At 70.3% G+C, this 17,815-nt stretch carries 13 protein-coding genes; 5 read left to right on the top strand and 8 right to left on the bottom strand.

All coding sequences use genetic code 11. The features are described 5' to 3' along the window. Window positions 1–25: 25 nt before the first annotated feature. Window positions 26–1,777 (bottom strand): hypothetical protein, encoded by a 1,752-nt coding sequence (locus I5071_RS14310; protein WP_236606006.1) that lies wholly within the window; start codon window positions 1,775–1,777, stop codon window positions 26–28. Window positions 1,778–1,908: 131 nt separating this feature from the next. Continuing rightward, window positions 1,909–3,765, bottom strand: coding sequence for an ABC transporter ATP-binding protein (locus I5071_RS14305; RefSeq protein WP_236606005.1), 1,857 nt, complete (start codon window positions 3,763–3,765; stop codon window positions 1,909–1,911). Window positions 3,766–3,834: 69 nt separating this feature from the next. On the opposite strand from I5071_RS14305, the gene I5071_RS14300 reads away from it, so the two are divergent. Then, window positions 3,835–4,680, top strand: a complete 846-nt coding sequence (locus I5071_RS14300) for an alpha/beta fold hydrolase (RefSeq protein WP_236606004.1) — start codon at window positions 3,835–3,837, stop codon at window positions 4,678–4,680. A 102-nt stretch (window positions 4,681–4,782) separates the two neighbouring features. Here I5071_RS14300 and I5071_RS14295 read toward each other — a convergent pair whose 3' ends face one another. From I5071_RS14295 to deoC, 3 genes are all read right to left on the bottom strand, one after another. Continuing rightward, window positions 4,783–5,226 carry a hypothetical protein gene (locus tag I5071_RS14295; protein WP_236606003.1) on the bottom strand — a complete coding sequence of 148 codons (444 nt, stop codon included), beginning with the start codon at window positions 5,224–5,226 and terminating at the stop codon, window positions 4,783–4,785. Window positions 5,227–5,321: 95 nt separating this feature from the next. After that, window positions 5,322–7,736, bottom strand: coding sequence for an aldehyde dehydrogenase family protein (locus I5071_RS14290; protein WP_236606002.1), 2,415 nt, complete (start codon window positions 7,734–7,736; stop codon window positions 5,322–5,324). A gap of 14 nt (window positions 7,737–7,750) precedes the next feature. Then, complete coding sequence (gene deoC, locus I5071_RS14285) at window positions 7,751–8,746, bottom strand: deoxyribose-phosphate aldolase (protein WP_236606001.1); 996 nt, start codon at window positions 8,744–8,746, stop codon at window positions 7,751–7,753. Between the two features lie 67 nt (window positions 8,747–8,813). Between deoC and cls the strand changes: the two genes are divergently transcribed. After that, window positions 8,814–10,265 carry a cardiolipin synthase gene (cls, locus tag I5071_RS14280; RefSeq protein WP_236606000.1) on the top strand — a complete coding sequence of 484 codons (1,452 nt, stop codon included), beginning with the start codon at window positions 8,814–8,816 and terminating at the stop codon, window positions 10,263–10,265. Window positions 10,266–10,526: 261 nt separating this feature from the next. Here the strand turns inward: cls and I5071_RS14275 are convergent, their stop codons facing one another. Then, a complete protein-coding gene (locus I5071_RS14275; protein ID WP_236605999.1) occupies window positions 10,527–11,516 on the bottom strand; it encodes an NmrA/HSCARG family protein in 990 nt (329 codons plus the stop codon). 68 nt (window positions 11,517–11,584) lie between these two features. Here I5071_RS14275 and I5071_RS14270 point away from each other — a divergent pair, with 68 nt between their 5' ends. Then, window positions 11,585–12,505 (top strand): LysR family transcriptional regulator, encoded by a 921-nt coding sequence (locus I5071_RS14270; RefSeq protein WP_236605998.1) that lies wholly within the window; start codon window positions 11,585–11,587, stop codon window positions 12,503–12,505. 40 nt (window positions 12,506–12,545) lie between these two features. Here the strand turns inward: I5071_RS14270 and I5071_RS14265 are convergent, their stop codons facing one another. Continuing rightward, window positions 12,546–13,562: a zinc-dependent alcohol dehydrogenase family protein gene (locus I5071_RS14265; RefSeq protein WP_236605997.1), complete on the bottom strand. Its 1,017-nt coding sequence runs from the start codon at window positions 13,560–13,562 to the stop codon at window positions 12,546–12,548. Window positions 13,563–13,615: 53 nt separating this feature from the next. Here I5071_RS14265 and I5071_RS14260 point away from each other — a divergent pair, with 53 nt between their 5' ends. After that, window positions 13,616–14,215: a hypothetical protein gene (locus I5071_RS14260; RefSeq protein ID WP_236605996.1), complete on the top strand. Its 600-nt coding sequence runs from the start codon at window positions 13,616–13,618 to the stop codon at window positions 14,213–14,215. 58 nt (window positions 14,216–14,273) lie between these two features. Then, complete coding sequence (locus tag I5071_RS14255) at window positions 14,274–15,074, top strand: isocitrate lyase/PEP mutase family protein (RefSeq protein ID WP_236605995.1); 801 nt, start codon at window positions 14,274–14,276, stop codon at window positions 15,072–15,074. Here I5071_RS14255 and valS read toward each other — a convergent pair whose 3' ends face one another. Then, window positions 15,075–17,783, bottom strand: coding sequence for a valine--tRNA ligase (gene valS, locus I5071_RS14250; protein WP_236605994.1), 2,709 nt, complete (start codon window positions 17,781–17,783; stop codon window positions 15,075–15,077). Window positions 17,784–17,815 lie beyond the last annotated feature (32 nt).

The following is a 17,815-nucleotide window of genomic DNA, read 5'->3' as shown; positions in this document are numbered from 1 at the left end:
CGCCGTGGATCCATCAGCCAGGCTTCTACCCGGCGGCGCGCTCTTCCTCGCCGTCGTCGGTGCGGATGCCGAGCTCGCGCGCCAGGGCGCGCGCACAGGCCGCCGCGCGACCGCGGTTCACGCGCACGTACAGCGTGTTGCTCGACTGTGCGGCGCGGGCGAGCGCGATGTCGGTCGAGTGATCCTGGAAGCCGGTCGCGCTGAGCACGACGCGGTACTTCCCGCGACCGATCGCGCCCGCGATCGCCGCGACGCGGCGGGGCTCGGCGGTCGACCACTCGATCTGCCAGCCGAGCGCCTTCTCGAGGCGCTCGCGCAGCATCGGGTCCTCGCGGTTGCTGACGAAGAGCGCGGCCGCATCGGGCAGCTTCGCGCGCACTCGCGTGAAGATGCGCTCGTCGTGGGTGGGACGCGCGGCGGCGGACTCGTCGTCGACGTGGAGGACCGGCTGCTCACCGGTGCTCGTCATCTCCTGGGTCGACGTCGCCGCTTCGCCCGCCTTGCCACCCGTCATCAGCGCGTGCAGCTGGCGCAGGCGGCGGCGCAGGCGGCGATCACCCGCGGGCAGATCGGCCTCCTGGATCGAGAGGATCAGCGGCGCGGCGGGCGCGCCCGAGACCGTCTTCTGCTCGCGCAGTCGGCTCGCCAGGGTCGGACCGTCGATCGCATCGAAGGTCGCCGTGAGCCATTTCATGAGCTCGGGGCCACTATCGGGAGGGGGAGTCAGTGCGACGAGACGCGAACGAGCAGCGCCGGCCTCGTGATCCCAGCTCGGGCGCGGGACGAATCCCGGGTCGAGCAGGCGCGCGAGGCGCTGGCTCCCGCGCTTCTGGGCCACGAGCCAGCGGAGGCGACCGATCGCGGCGCCCCAGCGCTCGGGGTCCGGCGCGACGTGGCGGGCCCAGCGCAGGCGCGCGGCCGCGTCCTCGAGCTGCAGCTCGTCGTTCGATGCGAGCGGGCGGGGCGCGTCGTTGCCGGGCGGCGTGTCGATCGGGCCGACGAGGCGCTCGATGATGCGGATCGCGAGGGCGATCTCGCGGCTCGCGTCGTCGGGCGGGGCGGCGAGCGCCGCGGTGTCGCGCCAGCCGTCGTCGGAGGGAGGCTCGGCGATCAGCTGCTCGAGCCGGGCTTCTGCCGTCTCCGCGACGTCGAGCCACTTGGTCGCGGGCGGGAGCCCTTGCTCGCGCGTCGCGCGCTCGGGTGTCGCGTCGAGCTGCAGCGCGCGGACCGAGCCGGGCCACCACGTCTTGCAGAGAGTCGTGAGCCGCCGTGCGATGGCGCCGGTCGCGTCCGACGCCGAGCGGTTGCGGTTGGCCTCGTGCTCGAGGGCGCGTGCGCGCGAGATCCACGCGAGCACGTGCAGCTTCTGGAGCGGCGGGGCCATCAGCGCGGCCTCGGGGATACCCGCCTCGACGCGCGCCGCGACCGTCTGCAGGTCGCTGAGGATCGCCTTGAGATCACGGGGTCCGCTGGGCGGCGCCGGGGTGTGCTCGAGCTCGATCCGGGGCGTCATATCGGGGCGCGGTGTGACCTGCACCTCGGCGCTCCCCGCGGCGCGCGGCATCTGCGATGCCGCTCGCTCGATCAACGCGCGCGCGATCTTCGACGGCGCGAGCCTGGCGAGCGCGTCCTCGAAGGCCTTGCGGTCGTCGGCGCCGCGCCCCTCAAACGTCTCGTCCGGGTCACTCACGATGCAGAGCCGCGACCCTGGTTCGCCGTGCCACTCGATCGAGTAGCCGAAGCGCAGCAGCGCCTTGATGATGGGGTGGGTCTCCACCGGCTCGCTTCCCAATAGCGAGTTCGTGTCAGCGTGCATGTTCATCCGATAATCGCGTAATCGTACCGCCCAGGGAAGACCCTAGGCGGAAAACCCTGTACTGGTCAGAGGACAACTGTCTAGGCGGGGCCTCACCGATAGCCTTGGGCTTGTAGAGTGAACAGGCGGGCGTAGCGACCTCCGAGGGCCATGAGCTCGTCGTGCGAGCCGTGCTCGGTCACGACGCCGCCCTCGATGACCGCGATGCGATCCGCCATACGCACCGTGCTGAACCGGTGCGAGATCAAGACGGCGGTCCGCTGCTCGGTGAGCGCGCGGAAGCGGGCGAAGATGCGGGCCTCGGCCTCGGCATCCATCGACGCGGTGGGCTCGTCGAGGACCAGGATGTCGGCGTCGCGGCGCATGAACGCGCGCGAGAGGGCGATTTTCTGCCACTGACCGAGCGAGAGCTCCTGGCCCTCGTCGAACCAGTGGCCGAGCTGGGTGTGGAAGCCCTTCGGCAGCGAGGACACGAAGTCGCTCGCGGAGCCCTTCTCGGCGGCTTCCTTCCAGCGCGCCTCGTCGTCGAACGCGCTCACGTCGCCGACGCCGATGTTCTCGCCGACGAGCCACTGGTACTGCACGAAGTCCTGGAAGATGACGCCCATGCGACGGCGCAGCGCGCGCTCGTCCCACTCGTCGAGGGGCAGACCGTCGAGCGTGATGCGGCCCTGGCTCGGGCGATAGAGCCGCGTGAGGAGCTTGATGATCGTCGTCTTGCCGGCGCCGTTCTCGCCGACGAGCGCGAGCTTGCGGCGCGGAGGCAGGTGCAGGTCGACGCCGCGCAGCGCGGGCTCCTTCGCGCCGGGGTACGTGTACCAGACGTTCTGGAAGCGGACTCCGTCGAGGGGATCGGGACCGCTGGTCGCGGTGCCGCTCGGGGCGTCCTCGTCGCGGTGATCGAGGAACTCCCAGAACGCAGTGAGGTAGAGGACGTCCTCGTAGAGCGTGGAGGCGCCCGAGAAGACGTTGCCGAGCGTGCTCTGGCCCTGGCGGAACACGAGCAGGTACATCGTCATGTCGGCGAGCGAGATCGCGCCGAGCGCGGCCTGCCACGCGATCCACGCGTAGATGGCGTAGAACGCGAGGGTGCCGAGGCTGCCGATCGCGAGGCCCCAGAGGCCGCGACGGATCGTGAGGTCGCGATCCTCCTTCCAGAGCTTCCAGAAGATCGCGCGGTACTTCTCGAGCAGCATGTCGCCGAGCCCGAAGAGCTTCGTCTCCTTCGCGTGATCGGAGCTCGCGAGCACGGTCTCGAGGTAGTTCTGCTTGCGCGTCTCCTCGGAGCGCCATCGGAAGAGGCGGAACGCGTCGCGGCTGAAGCGCGTCTCGACGACGAACTGCGGGATCGCGGCGGCGATCAGCACGAGCACCGCGAGCGGCGAGAGCGGGATCAGGAGCGCGGCGAGGCCGAAGAGCGCGAGCACGCTCTGGCCGAGGCTCAGCACGTTCATCACGTGGCCGAGCGGGTAGTGCGACGCGCCGCTGCGCGCCTGCGAGAGCGTGTCGTAGAAGCCGGGGTTCTCGAAGTCGACGAGCTCGAGGCCGAGCGCCTTCTCGAGGATCATCTCGTTCGCGCGCTCCGCGACGAGCGCGCGGAGGAGCCCGTGGACGACGGTCTGCACGCGCTTGATCGCATTCGACGCGAGCACGAGCGCGAGCTCGATGCCGACCGCGATCAGGACCTCGCGACGCGCCTCGGGGTGCTCGACCGCGCGCTGGATCGCATCGACGATCCAGTGGCCGGTCCACGCGATCGCGGCTGGGAGCGCGGCGCCCAGGGCGCCGAGCGCGAGGAGCGCGGCACCGAGCGGGCGGTGTGTGCTCCACACGAGGCCGAACGTGCGCGCCGAGTCGCGCAGCGCGGCGAGGAGCAGCTCACGATCGCGGAGGAACGAGGCGAGGTCTCGTTTCTCCTGCGTCATCCACCAGGGTTTCTTGCGCGCCACGTGCGAGAGAGCCTAACGCAGCGCGGGGAGCGCGTGCCCTGACCGTTGGGCGAGGAGGAGAGCGAAGCGATGCGATACGACGAGTGGCGCGCGAGCGGGCGCGAGGTCGAGCTCGAGGGGGTGCGGGTGTTCGTGCGCGATCGCGGGGAAGGGCGGGCGCTCGTCTTCCTCCACGGGTTCCCGACCTCGAGCTTCGACTGGGCGGAGGTGATCGCGCGATTGGAGACGCGGTTCCGCTGCATCGCGTTCGACTTCCTCGGGTTCGGTGGGACCCCGCCGGTCGCGCGCATCGACTACGCGGCGCAGTGCGATCTCGCGATTCGCGTGATGCGCGCGAGCGGGGTCGAGCGCTGCGTGATCGTCGCGCACGACTACGCGGTGTCGATCGCGCAGGAGCTCCTGGCGCGGCGTCGCGAGGGCGCGCTCTCGGGGATCGAGATCGAGGGCGTGGTCTTCATGAACGGCGGGATCGAGCCGACGCTGCACCGCGCGCTCCTCGTGCAGAAGCTCCTCGCGGGGCCGCTCGGTCCGTGGCTCGCGCCGGTGTTGGTGACCAAGCGGACGTTCGCGCGATCGATGGGTCGACTGATCACGCGGATGGATCGTTTCGACGTGGACGAGCACTGGCGCGGCGTGCGGGTGCATGCGGCGCGGGCGCCGCGCCTGCTGCACTACATCGCGGAGCGGAAGACGTACGCGGAGCGATGGCGCGCGGCGTTCCGCGATCGATCGGTGCCGGTCGCGCTGGTGTGGGGGACGCGCGATCCGGTGTCGGGCGGGCACGTGCTCGCGTGGGCGCGCGAGGCGCGACCGGACGCCGAGGTGCTCGCGCTCGACGTCGGGCACTACCCGCAGGTCGAAGCGACCGAGGAGTGCGTCGCGGCGATCGAGCGCTTCGTGGCGGGCGTGGGTTGAGTCGTGTCCAAAATCGGCTCGCCGGCGGAGAGCCCTCCCGTCCGCGTGCTCCGCGCGCTCCCGTGCGGGCCCTCCGCGGGCGAGCACTCCAGCTGGGCCGCTTCACTCGCAGAGCGCCTCGGTGGCGGTGCAGCGATCGCTCGCGCACTCCCAGCCGAACGTGCACTCGGTGTCCGAGGGCGCGAGGCCGACGAGCATCGCGTCGCAGCTCGGCACGGCGCCGCCGTTCCACAGGCCGTCGCAGGTGACGGACTCGACGTGAGCGCGGCACGCGGCGCTCTCGTCCGCGTCGTAGCGCGTGCGCTCGTCGGTGATCGCGTCGCCGGCGATGCGCGCGACGATCTCGTTGGTCGAGCCGCACTCCGCGAGCGAGTTGCCGTACACGTTCATGAACGGCGTCGCGCCGGCATACGAGTCACGGCAGCGATGCGCGGCCTCGCAGATCGCGTCGAGCGTGACGAGGAGATCGCTCTCCTCGGCGCTCGGACCGTCTTCTGCATTGCACGCGGAGAGCAGGAAAAGCAGCGCGATAAGGAGGAAGCGCATCACGCCTCGAAGGGCTCGAGAAGAAGTGCCGCTGAGGAGAGCAGGAGGAGCTCCTCACTCTCCTGGATTCCTGCTCTCCTTAGAGGAATTCTCTTCTATTCGCCGTAGGGGACCCAGATGTTCTTCACCTGGGTCGCTTCGCGCAGCAGCTCGCGGCCTGCGCCCTGGGTGTCGTCCATCCAGTCGCGCTCGCCGCAGAACGTGCGCTTCATGTTGCCCGCGCTCGCGCTCTCCACCGCCGCGACGAGCGGGCCCTCTTCCGCGAGGTACCAGATCGAGTCGACGCCGTCGTGCGCGGCGAGCACCGGTGCGAGCTCGTCGCGCGTGCCGGTCACGATGTTCACCACGCCGCCCGGGAGATCGCTGGTGTCGAACACCTGGTAGAGGTCGGTCGCCGCGAGCGGTGCGCGCTCGCTCGGCACCACGACGACCGTGTTGCCCATCGCGATGCACGGGGCGACCGCGCTCACGAAGCCGAGCAGCGGATGCGCGTCGCCGCACACGATGCCCACCACGCCGATCGGCTCGTTCATCGCGATCGTCACGTTGCGGTGCGGCGTCGCGTGCACGAGGCCGTCGTGCTTGTCGGCCCACGCGCCGTACGTGAAGAGACGCTCGACGCTCTTCTTCACCTCGGCCTGCGCGCGCTTGCGATCACCGGTCATCGCCGCGATGCGCTCCGCGAGCTCGGCGCTGCGCGCCTCGAGGTTCTCCGCGAGGTAGTAGAGGACCTGCGCGCGCAGGTGCGCGGTCTGCTTGGACCATCCGCTCGCGGCGTGCGCGGCCTCGACCGCATTGCGCAGGTCCTTGCGGTTGCCCTGACCGACGTGGCCGACGACGCGGCCCTTCGGGTCGAGCACCGGCAGCACGTACGAGCCATCGGGGCGCGCCTGCTTGCCGCCGATGTAGAGCTTCGCGGTGCGATCGATCGCGGGGACGCCGTTGTCATTCGGCTGCGGCGCGGGCGCGAGGCCGGTCGCGGCGGGCGAGAGCTTCGCCGCGCTCTTCGCGTCCTTCTTCGCGCGCTTGGTCTCGGCCATCCAGCGCGGCTTCACGTACTCGTAGAGGCCTTCCTTGCCGCCTTCGCGCCCGTAGCCGCTCTCGCGATAGCCGCCGAAGCCGCTCGCCGCGTCGAACACGTTGGTGCAGTTAATCCACACCGTGCCCGCCTTGATCTTCGGCGCGACGTCGAGCGCGAGATTGAGGCTCTCGGTCCACACGCTCGCGGCGAGACCGTACGTCGTGTTGTTCGCGAGCGAGACCGCTTCTTCCGGCGTGCGGAACGTCATGAACACGACGACCGGTCCGAAGATCTCGACCTGCGCGACGGTGCTCGCGGGCTGCACGTCGCTCAGCACGGTCGGCGGATAGAACACGCCGTCGGTCGGGCAGCTCCAGCTCGGCTGCCACAACGACGCGCCCTCGTCGACGCCCTGCTTCACGAGCTCCTGGATGCGCTCGAGCTGCACCGGCGCGACGATCGCGCCGATGTCGATCGCCTTGTCGAGCGGATCGCCGACCCGCAGCGTCTCCATGCGCGCGCGCAGCTTCGCGAGCAGCTCGGGCGCGACGCTCTCCTGCGCGAGGATGCGCGAGCCCGCGCAGCACACCTGACCTTGGTTGAACCAGATCGCGTCGACGACGCCCTCGACCACGCTGTCGAGATCCGCGTCCTCGAAGACGACGAAGGGCGACTTGCCGCCGAGCTCCATCGAGAGCTTCTTGCCGGTGCCCGCGGTCGCCTTGCGGATGATGCGGCCGACCTCGGTCGAGCCCGTGAACGCGATCTTCGCGACCCCGGGATGCGCGGTGAGCGCGGCGCCGGTGCGGCCGTCGCCGGTCACGATGTTCACGACGCCCGGAGGCAGGCCGACCTCGTGGCAGATCTCGGCGAAGAGCAGCGCGGTGAGCGGCGTGAGCTCCGCCGGCTTGAGCACCAGCGTGTTCCCCATCGCGAGCGCGGGCGCGATCTTCCACGCGAGCATGAGCAGCGGGAAGTTCCACGGGATGATCTGACCGACGACGCCGATCGGCGCGCTGTCGGGCAGCTCGCTCTCCATGAGCTGGGCCCAGCCCGCGTGGTGATAGAAGTGGCGCGCGACGAGCGGCACGTCGACGTCGCGCGACTCGCGGATCGGCTTTCCGTTGTCGAGCGACTCGAGGACCGAGAGCAGTCGCGCGTGCTTCTGCACGTGGCGCGCGATCGCGTACAGATAACGAGCGCGGCCGTGACCGCCGAGCTTCTGCCACGCGGGCAGCGCCTTCGTCGCGGCCTGCACCGCGGCGTCGACGTCGGCGTCGGTGCCCTGCGCGATGTCGGCGAGCTTCGCGTTCTTGCGGCCCGGCGCGTTCGTCGCGAAGTGCTCGTTCGCAGGACGCCAACTGCCACCGATGTAGTGCCCGAATCGACGCTCGTGTCGATCGAGCCACTCCTTCGCGGGCCCGTCGGCCTCGGGCGCAGGTCCGTACTCCATCGTCTCGAACACTCGCTTGATGAGGGATCCGTCCATGTGCGATCTCGGACTCAGGCCATCGGATGGCGATTGAATGCGGAGTAGCGACCCGTGAGGTGGAATTCGAGCTGGCGCTCGATGTCGCTCAGGAGCGCGCTCGCGCCGAATCGGAAGAGGTCGGGCTCGAGATAGTCGCGGCCGAGCTCTTCCTTCATCAGCGCCATGTACTCGAGCGCTTGTTTCGCAGTGCGGATTCCGCCGGCGGGCTTGTATCCGACGACGTGGCCAGTCCGCTCTCGATACTCGCGAATCGCGCGCACCATCACGAGCGAGAAGGGCAGCGTCGCATTGACGCTCTCCTTGCCGGTCGACGTCTTGATGAAGTCGGCGCCCGCCATCATGCAGACCATCGACGCCTTCGCGACGTTGCGCAGCGTCGCGAGCTCGCCGGTCGCGAGGATCGCCTTCATGTGCGCCGCGCCGCACGCCGCGCGCATCGCGCGGACCTCGTCGTAGAGCGTGCGCCAGTCGCCGGTCAGCACGTTCGCGCGGTGGATGACGATGTCGATCTCCTTCGCGCCGTCGGCGACCGAGCGACGGATCTCCTCGAGCCGCACGTCGAGCGGCGTGAGGCCCGCGGGGAATCCGGTGCTCACCGCGGCGACCGGGATGCTCGTGCCCTCGAGCGACTCGACCGCGGTGCGCACGAGGTCGTGATAGACGCAGACCGCGCCCGTCGTGATCGGCAGATCCGCGACGCCGAGGCCCTCGAGCAGATCACGGCGCACCGGCTGGCGCGCCTTCGCGCAGAGCCTTCTCACGTTGCCGGGGGTGTCGTCGCCCGCGAGCGTGGTCAGATCGATCAGCGTGATCGCCTTGAGCAACCACGCGATCTGCCACTCCTTCTTCACGGTGCGCCGGCCGGGCAGCGTCGCGCATCGACGCTCGACCGCGCTCTTGTTGACGCGAACGTCCTCGACCCAGTCGAGGTGCAGCTCGGTGCCGGGGTTTCGCTCGTGGGAGTGGGTGGCGCTCGTCTCGGGCGCAGTCCGGAGTCCGTCGTCCATGGGAGAACGGCCAGTGTCGCGCGACGTGGGCACGCGCGGCAAGCGCGCCGAGTGGTAGAACGCGCGCGTGGGGGAGGGGCTCGATCTCTCGTGGTCGACCGTGGTGTCGACGATCGCGACCGCGGCGGAGGTGCTCGCGATCGCGTTCGTGCCGATGGTGCTCCTGCGCAAGAAGGAGCCCGCGGCGACGTTCGCGTGGATCTTCGTGCTGCTCTTCGTGCCGGTCGTCGGCGTGGTGCTCTTCTGGTACCTCGGGCGCGATCGCATCCGCCGCCCGATGCGGCGCCGCGTCGCGGAGACCGCGCCGATGCGCGAGCGCATCGAGGACCGCATCGCGGGCGCGTTCCCGGCGCAGGAGGAAGAGCGCGAGCGCGTGATCGGCTCGCAGCCCGAGGAGCAGCGCGGCGTGATGCGCCTCGCGGCGCGCATGGGGCGCGGCGAGATCCGCGCGGGCAACGACGTGCGCGTGCTGGTCGGCGCGCCCGCGACCTACGACGCGATGATCGAGGCGATCGCGAGCGCGCGCGATCACGTGCACCTCGAGTACTACATCTTCCGGCCCGACCGCACGGGACGGCGCGTGCTCGACGCGCTGGTCGAAGCGGCGAAGCGCGGGGTGCGCGTGCGCCTGCTCTACGACGGGTTCGGCAGCGTCGGGCTCGGTCCCGCGTGTCGCCCGCTGCGGCGCGCGGGTGGGATCGCGAAGCCGTTCTTCCCGCTCGATCCGATCCGGCGCGCGGCGACGATCAACCTGCGCAACCACCGCAAGCTGATGATCGTCGACGGAGTCGTCGGGTTCTGCGGCGGGCTCAACGTCGGCGACATGTTCCTCGACTGGCGCGATCTGCACCTGCGCATCGACGGGCCCGCGGTGACCGACCTGCAGAAGATCTTCGTCGAGGACTGGTTCTTCGCGGCGCGACAGGACCTCACGCTGCCCGCGTTCTTCCCGGAGATCCCGAAGCGCGGCGACGCGATCGTGCAGATCGTGGAGTCGGGGCCCGACGAGCGCGTGGAGCAGATCCATCGACTGCTCTTCGCGGCGATCGCGTCGGCGCGTCGCACGGTGTGGATCGCGACGCCGTACTTCGTGCCCGATCGCGCGGTGCTGGTCGCGCTGCAGACCGCGGCGCTGCGCGGCGTGGACGTGAAGGTGATCGTGCCGCGCGAGTCGAACCATCGCGTCACGTTCCATGCGGGGCGCAGCTTCTACGACGAGCTGCTCGCGGCCGGCGTGCACATCCACGAGTACCTGCCCGGGATGCTGCACACGAAGGCGATGATCGTGGACGGACGGTTCGCGACGGTGGGCAGCGCGAACCTCGACGTGCGCAGCTTCCGGCTGAACTTCGAGCTGATCGCGGTGCTCTACGACGCGGAGATCGTGCGCGCTCTCGAGGGGATATTCGAGGAAGATCTCGCGAAGACCGAGGAGGTCAGCCTCGCGCGGTGGCGCGGGCGCGCGGTGGTGACGCGGGTGAAGGAAGGCGTGGGGCGTTTGTTCTCGCCGATGCTGTGAAGTCGGAAGAGCAGAGACAGCCGAGCACGAGCACGAACATGGGAGCGTGCCCGACGCGGCACGCGGCTTCGCGAGCCCGCACACCGCGCCGGAAGCTCTCGTATCCGTGCTGTTGATCGTGCTCGGCCGAGCTCAGCCTGCTGCCGCCCGTTCCGCCGCGCGATGCTGGTTTCGGCCACGTGCTCTCGCCGCGGCGCGCGCTCGCGTCGTCGAGACGCGGCGCAGCCGGCTCGGCCGATCCGGCACCTCGAGCGAGGCGGCTCACGCTCCCGGTGCGGTACCGAAGCTCATCAGCTCGCCTCGCCATTGGCTGCGCCTCAGGAACTGCTCCCAGCTCAGCGCGTTCGGGTCGATCCTGCGGCTCCATTCGAGATCGCGCGCGGGCGCGTAGTAGCCGTACTCGGCGGCGTACTCCACCATGCCCACCAATTCGCGCACCAGCCATTCATTCGCGCCGAACGCCGGGAAGTGCTGCAGCAGCTCCTGGCGAGTGTAGGCCGAGGCGTAGTGCGCCTTCCGTCCGGTGACGCGGACGAAGGTGTCCACCATCTCCCGCGCGGTCAGGATCTCGCCGATCACCGGCAGGATCGCGCCCGCGTACGTCTCGGGATGCGTGAGCACCTCCAGCACGGCGGGCCCGGTCGCGGTGAGCGGATCGACGAAGGGCATCGGTGCATCCGGCGGCAGGTAGATGGCGAAGGTCAGGCTGCCATCCGGCCCGCGCTGGGGCACGTAGTACTCCAGGAAGTTGCTGTAGAAGAACGCGAGGTAGAGGAAGGAGCTGCGCAGCGGCAGGCCGCGAATGTGGTCCTCCACCCGGGCCTTGTCGGTGAAGTGCGGCGCCCACTTGGTGCCTCCGGTGCGCGCCTCCACGTTTTCGAGCCCACTCCATATGACGTGCTCCACGCCCGCAGCGTGCGCCGCGTCGGCCAGCTCGACGCCCAGGGTGTACTCGAGGTCGGCCGGCGGCTCCTTCACGATGGGCGGCGTCATGAGGAAGGCGCCGTGGGAGCCGCGCAGGGCGGCGGTGAGCTCGGCCCGATGTCCGAGCTCGAGCGGGGCGACGACGATCTCGGCGCCACGCTCGGCCAGCTCGCGCACCGGCGGGCTGTCCGTGCGGCGGGTGAGCGCGCGTACGCGGAAGCGGCCGCTGGCGAGCAAGGCAGCAGCCACGCTGCGGCCCTGCTTGCTGGCCGCGCCGGCCACGGTGATCAACGGTTTCGCGGTGGAGGAGTCAGCGGTGTTGTTCATGCGGCTGAACTCTCGGGCGCCGCGCGCTGCCTGTGAAATCGCGAAACTGGTCCGCTACCATCCATCGCTTGGATACCAAGCGCCTGGACTTGAACCTGCTGGTCACGCTGGAGGCGCTGCTCGTCGAACAGAACGTGACCAAGGCCGCCGCGCGGCTGCACCTGAGCCAGCCCGCCGTCAGCGCGCAGCTGAGCCGGCTCCGCGACCTGTTCGACGACCCGCTGCTCATCCCTGCGCAACGCGGGATGACACCGACGGCCAAGGCACTGGAGCTGCTAGGGCCTCTGCGTCAGGCGCTGGACCAGGTGCGCTCCACCGTTGCCACGCACCAGAGCTTCGACCCGGCCAAGGCGAAGCTGACCGTGAACATCGCCTGCACCGACTACTTGCAGGCGGCTGTCGTCACGCCCGTGCTGCCGACGCTGCGCCGCCAAGCGCCTGGCGTGCGTGTGGCGCTGCGCAATCTGGACGTGGCGCACCTGGAGGCGCAGATGACGCGCGGCGACGTGGACCTCGCGCTGATGACGCCGCAGATCGCGCCGGCGAGCCTGCGCACGCGCCATCTGTTCGATGAACACTACGTCCTGATCGGCCGGCGCGATCACCCGCAGCTGCGCGAGGGGATCACGGTGCAGACGTTCGCGCAGCTGGAACACGTGATCGTGTCGCTGCGCGGAGGCGACTTCGTCACGCCCGTGGACGACGCGCTGGCCGGCCTGGGCCACCGCCGCAACGTCGTGCTGTCCGCCGGGTCCTTCCTGCTGTTGCCGGAGATCGTGTCGCAGTCCGACCTCGTCGCCCTGGTACCCAGCCGCCTGGTGCACGACCGGGGTGAGCAGTTGCTGCGGTTGCGGCCGCCCTTTCCCGTCGAAGGGTTTGCCGTGAGCATGGTCTGGCACGAGCGCAGTCATGGCCATGCGGGACAGCAGTGGGTGCGGGAAATGGTGAGGCGAGTCGTGGGGCCGCTCGATGGCGGGTCGAGCCGTTGACCGCGCGGATCTCCGCCGCCGCCTCTTCGCGGCGCACGACTCACGGCGGCGCGCCCACCACCAGCACCGCGGCGCCGCTGACTGCGTCGTGCTTCAGCGCGATCAGCGCGTCGTTCACGTCGTCGAACGCGTAGCGCTGCACGTGGGTGCGCACCGGGAGCGCGGCGGCCTCGGCGAGGAACGCGCGGCCGTCCGCGCGCGTGTTGTTCGCGACGCTGCGGATCACGCGCTCGCGATAGATGCGGGCATAGGGGAACGACGGGATGTCGCTCATGTGGATCCCGCCGAGCACGAGCGTGCCGCCGGGATCGAGGCACGCGAGCGCGGCGGGAACGATCTCGCCCGCGGGCGCGAACACGATCGCGGCGTCGAGCGGCGCGGGCGGTGCGTCGAAGGTGTCGCCGACCCACGTCGCGCCGAGCTCGACCGCGAGCGCCTGGTGTCGCTCGCGATCGCGCGTGCACACGAACACCTCGGCGCCGCGTCCGCGCGCGATCTGGATCGCGACGTGGCCCGCCGCGCCGAAGCCGTAGATGCCGAGGCGCGCGCCGCGCCACGTCTCGATCCCGGTCGTGCGTAGACAACGAAAGCCGATGATGCCGGCGCAGAGGAGCGGGGCCGCGTCGAGATCGCCGAAGCCCTCGGGGATCGGATAGACGAAGTCCGCGGGCGCGATCGTGTGCTCGGCGAAGCCGCCGTCGACGGTCCATCCGGTGAAGTCGGCGCGCTCGCAGAGGTTCTCGCGGCCGCGCACGCAGAAGCGACAGGTGCCGTCGGTGCGGTGCAGCCACGCGACGCCGACGCGCGCGCCGAGCATCGATGCGTCCACGCCGGGGCCGAGCGCGTCGACGACGCCGACGATCTGGTGGCCCGGCGTGACGTGGGGGCGACGCTCGGGGAGCTCGCCCTCGACGACGTGGAGATCGGTGCGGCACAGGCCGCAGGCGTGGACCTTCACGCGCACCTCGCCGGGCCCGGGCTCGGGCGTGGGCACGCTCGCGAGACGGAGCGGGCGCGAGGACACGGGCCCCGCGTGATCGAGGACGAAGGCGCGCATGCCCGTTCAAGTAGGCGCCTCGGGAGTGGCATCCTGATCTCACGAGGTGCCCGATGCGCGCGCGAGCGATGGTGGTCTGGCTGGTGATCGCAGTCGCGTGCAGCGAGTCGCACGAGGGCGATGCGGACGCGGGCTCGGCGCGCGATGCCGGGGCGCGCGTGGATTCTGGTGCTCGCCGCGATGCGGGCGCGGCGGGCGAGTGCGACGTGCCCTCGGAGTGCGTGCTCCTGCCCGAGAGCTGCTGCGGCGCGTGTGGCGCGCCGACGCCCGACGACATGATCGCGGTGCACCGTGATCGCGTCGACGAGCACCGCGCGATGGCGTGCGCCGATCCCGTCGCGTGCCCCGGATGCTTCATGGAGCCCGACCCGTATCTGATCGCGACGTGCCGCGCGGGGGAGTGCGTCGCGCTCGATCTGCACGTCGAGACGCTCACCGAGTGCACCGGCGACGACGAGTGCACGCTCGCGCCCGCGGAGTGCTGCGCGTGCGGCCTGCTCGGCGTGAGCGACACGATCGCGTTCAATCCGGATCGCGGCTCGCTCGGTGCGCTGGTGTGCGATCCCGTTCTCACGTGCCCGCCCTGCGCGCCCGTCTTCGAGGGCATCGCGGCGCGGTGCGAGAGCGGGCGCTGCATCGTCGCGGCGGAGTGAGCGCATCGAGGTCCGAAAGCGGCCGGACGAGGGCGCGCGTGCGCGCTACGTCGGTCGCATGACGAACACACAGCGCGCTCTCGCGCGGACGTTTCGCGCGCTCCACCACGGCCCCGATCTGCTCGTCCTACCGAACGCATGGGACGCAGGCAGCGCACGCCTCGTCGAGGCCTGCGGCGCGCCCGCGATCGCGACCAGCAGCGCTGCGATGTCGTGGGCGCACGGCGTGCCCGACGGCGAGCACCTCGACGTCGACGTGCTCCTCGCGACGGTGCGCGAGATCGTGCGCGCGGTGCGGATCCCGGTGAGCGTCGACGTCGAGCGCGGCTATTCGAACGTCGCCGAGCTGATCTCCGCGGTGATCGATGCCGGCGCGATCGGGATCAACCTCGAGGACGGGAGCGATCCCTCCGAGGTGCTCGCCGCGAAGATCGAGGCTGTGCGCGAGGTCGCGACTCGGCGTGGGGTCGAGCTCTTCGTCAACGCGCGGACCGACGTGTACCTGCGTGGCCTGGTACCGAACGATCGCGCGGTCGACGAGGTGATCCGTCGCGGCACCGCGTACGTCGCCGCGGGATGCGACGGGCTCTTCGTGCCGCGTCTCGTCGACTCCGCGGCGATCACGGCGATCGCGAGCGCGGTGCGGGTGCCGCTCAACGTGCTCGCGATGCCCGAGCTCGCGCCGATGCCGGAGCTCCACGCGCTCGGCGTGCGACGCGTGAGCGTCGGGACCGGGCTCGCCCAGGCCGCGCTCGCGACGGTGCGCAAGGCGACGACGGAGCTGCTCGGGCACCGGCCGTCCGCGATGTTCGCGGAGCGGATCCCGGTGCCCGAGCTCAACGCGCTCTTCGCGCGCTGATCAGGTCGCCGCGGTCTCCTTCGCTTCCTTCGGCGCGATCGCGATCTCGCCGATCTCGAAGCCCTCGCCGGGCCGCGTGACGATGCGATGCGACTTCACGCGTGCGCTCGCGAGCACGTCGTCGAGCACGCTCGTCACGCGCCCCGCGGTCTCCTCGTTCGTGCGCAGCTCGAGCTGATCGACCACGCGGCCCACGCTCGCACCGCGCTCGGTCTTCGCCTTGTTGATCGCGGTGAGCGCGTCGATCGCGCACTGCAGCGCGCCCGGGTCGCTCGGCATCGGGACGTCGCCGAGCTCCGCGATCGTCGGCCACGGTGCGCGATGGATGCTCGCGTGCCCGCTCTCCGCGGCGAACGCCCAGCTCCAGACCTCTTCCGTGATGTACGGGAGCACCGGCGCGAAGAGGCGCAGCAGCACGTTCAGCCCGAGCCGCAGCGCCGCGACCGCGCTGGTGCGCCCCGCCGCGTCACCCACGTCCCCGCGCGCGCGGATCTTCGCGAGCTCGAGGTAGGTGTCGGTGAAGCGCGACCAGAAGAACTGCTCGGTCTCCTGGAGCGCGTGCGCGTAGTCGAGCTCCGCGAAGCTCGCGCTCGTGCGCTCGATCAGCGCGCGCAGCTCGGCCACGAATGCGCGATCGAGCTCGTGCGTGATCCCGTGCCCGCTCGCCGGCGCGTCCGCGGTCTGACCGAGGACGAACTTGCCCGCGTTGAAGAGCTTGGTGACGAGGCGCTTGCCCTCGAGCCCGGCGCGCCACTTCTTGTTCTTGAGCTCCTGATCGCTCGCGAACTGCGTGTCGGTGCCGAGGCGCGCGCTCGCGGCCCAGTAACGGACCGCATCGCTCGTGTACGTGTCGAGCAGGTCGATCGGCGTGACCACGTTGCCCGCCGACTTGCTCATCTTCTTGCGGTCGGGATCGAGGATCCACCCGCTGATCACGACGTGGTGCCAGGGCACCGAGCCCTCGTGCAGCAGCGCCTTGGCGATCGTGTAGAAGGCCCAGGTCCGGATGATCTCGTGGCTCTGGGGGCGGATGTCCGCCGGAAAGAGCTTCTTGTGGCGCTCGGGATCGAGCAGCCAGCCCGAGCCGATCTGCGGCGTGAGCGACGATGTGAACCACGTGTCGAACACGTCGGGGTCACCGGTGAAGCCGCCGGGCTGGTTGCGCTGCGACTCGGTGTAGCCCGTCGGCGCGTGCGAGAGCGGATCGATCGGGAGCTGCTCGCGCGAGGGCAGGAGCGGCTTCGCGTAGTCGATCGCGCCGTCCGCGCCGATCGGATACCAGCACGGGATCGGCACGCCGAAGTAGCGCTGCCGCGACACGCACCAGTCGAGCCCGAGGTTCTCGGTCCAGTTGCGGTAGCGCAGGCGCATGAAGTCGGGGTGCCACTGGATCTGGTCACCCTTGCCCAGCATTGCGTCCTTCTGCGCCATCAGCTTCACGAACCACTGGCGCGAGATCACCAGCTCGAGCGGGCGATCGCCCTTCTCGTAGTGCTTCACCGCGTGCTGGATCGGCTTGGGATCGCCCTGGAGCGGCGCGCCGTTGCCGGTCGCCGAACCCGAAGGATCCTTCAGCTTCTCGACGATCGCCTTCTGCGCCTGGGCGAGCGTCTTGCCCGCGAGCTCGGCGTAGACCGCGTTCGCCGCGTCGGGATCGAGCGAGGGGAACTCGTCGCTGCCGAACTGCACCGGACGCAGGCGCCCGTCGCGCTGCACGATCACGCGCAGCGCGAGGCCCTGCTCGCGCCACCACTGCACGTCGGTCTGATCGCCGAACGTGCAGACCATGAGGATGCCGGTGCCCTTCTTCGGGTCGGCGAGCTCGCTCGGGAAGATCGGCACCGGCGCCTTGAAGAGCGGCGTCACGGCGCGCTTACCGAAGAGGTTCTTGAAGCGCTCGTCGTCGGGATGCGCGGTCACGCCCACGCACGCGGGGAGCAGCTCGGGGCGCGTGGTCGCGATCACGAAGCGATCGCTCGTGCCCTCGACGCCGAACTCGATGTGGTGGAACGCGCCGGGCTTGTCGCGATCCTCCATCTCGGCCTGCGCGACCGCGGTCTGGAAGTCGACGTCCCAGAAGGTCGGCGCCTCGATGCTGTAGAGGTGCCCCTTCTCGAACAGATCGAGGAACGAGAGCTGCGCGAGCGTGCGCGAGCGGTCGTCGATCGTCGCGTAGGTCTGGGTCCAGTCGACGCTCAGCGCGATGCGGCGGAAGAGCCCCTCGAAGGCCTTCTCGTCCTCGTGGGTCACGCGCTGGCAGAGCTCGATGAAGGTGCGGCGCGACACGATGGTCGGGCGCTCCTTCTTGCGCTTCTCGTCGCTCGCGAGCTCGAACTTCGCGGCGAAGCCCTCGCCCTCGTAGGGCACGTTGGGCTCGCACCGCACGTGGAAGTAGTTCTGGACCCGACGTTCGGTGGGCAGGCCGTTGTCGTCCCAGCCCATCGGGTAGAAGACGTTCATCCCGCGCATCCGGCGCTGGCGAACCAGCACGTCGGTGTGCGTGTACGAGAAGACGTGCCCCATGTGGAGCGAGCCCGAGACCGTCGGGGGCGGGGTGTCGACCACGAAGGTCTCCTCGCGCTTGCGCGAAGAGTCCCAGCGGTAGATGCCCGCCTTCTCCCAGACGCCGTCCCAGCGCGCCTCGGCGGCGCCGGCGTCGAAGTGCGGAGGAAGCGTCTCGGGATCGATGGTGCGGAAGGGCTTGCTCATGTGCTCGTCTGCGCTCCGAATGGAATCGGAGC

It is taken from the genome of Sandaracinus amylolyticus (assembly GCF_021631985.1).
Lineage (GTDB): Bacteria > Myxococcota_A > Polyangia > Polyangiales > Sandaracinaceae > Sandaracinus > Sandaracinus amylolyticus_A.
The sequence above is the reverse complement of the archived record's forward strand: the minus strand, read 5'-3'. Positions and strand labels throughout refer to the sequence as shown.

Coding starts and splice junctions, on each gene's coding strand:
- deoC (WP_236606001.1), bottom strand. CDS start 8,746: ATGGACGACGGACTCCGGACTGCGCCCGAGACGAGCGCCACCCACTCC.
- I5071_RS14260 (WP_236605996.1), top strand. CDS start 13,616: ATGCGCGCGCGAGCGATGGTGGTCTGGCTGGTGATCGCAGTCGCGTGC.
- I5071_RS14290 (WP_236606002.1), bottom strand. CDS start 7,736: ATGGACGGATCCCTCATCAAGCGAGTGTTCGAGACGATGGAGTACGGA.
- I5071_RS14295 (WP_236606003.1), bottom strand. CDS start 5,226: ATGCGCTTCCTCCTTATCGCGCTGCTTTTCCTGCTCTCCGCGTGCAAT.
- I5071_RS14300 (WP_236606004.1), top strand. CDS start 3,835: ATGCGATACGACGAGTGGCGCGCGAGCGGGCGCGAGGTCGAGCTCGAG.
- I5071_RS14265 (WP_236605997.1), bottom strand. CDS start 13,562: ATGCGCGCCTTCGTCCTCGATCACGCGGGGCCCGTGTCCTCGCGCCCG.
- I5071_RS14255 (WP_236605995.1), top strand. CDS start 14,274: ATGACGAACACACAGCGCGCTCTCGCGCGGACGTTTCGCGCGCTCCAC.
- I5071_RS14275 (WP_236605999.1), bottom strand. CDS start 11,516: ATGAACAACACCGCTGACTCCTCCACCGCGAAACCGTTGATCACCGTG.
- valS (WP_236605994.1), bottom strand. CDS start 17,783: ATGAGCAAGCCCTTCCGCACCATCGATCCCGAGACGCTTCCTCCGCAC.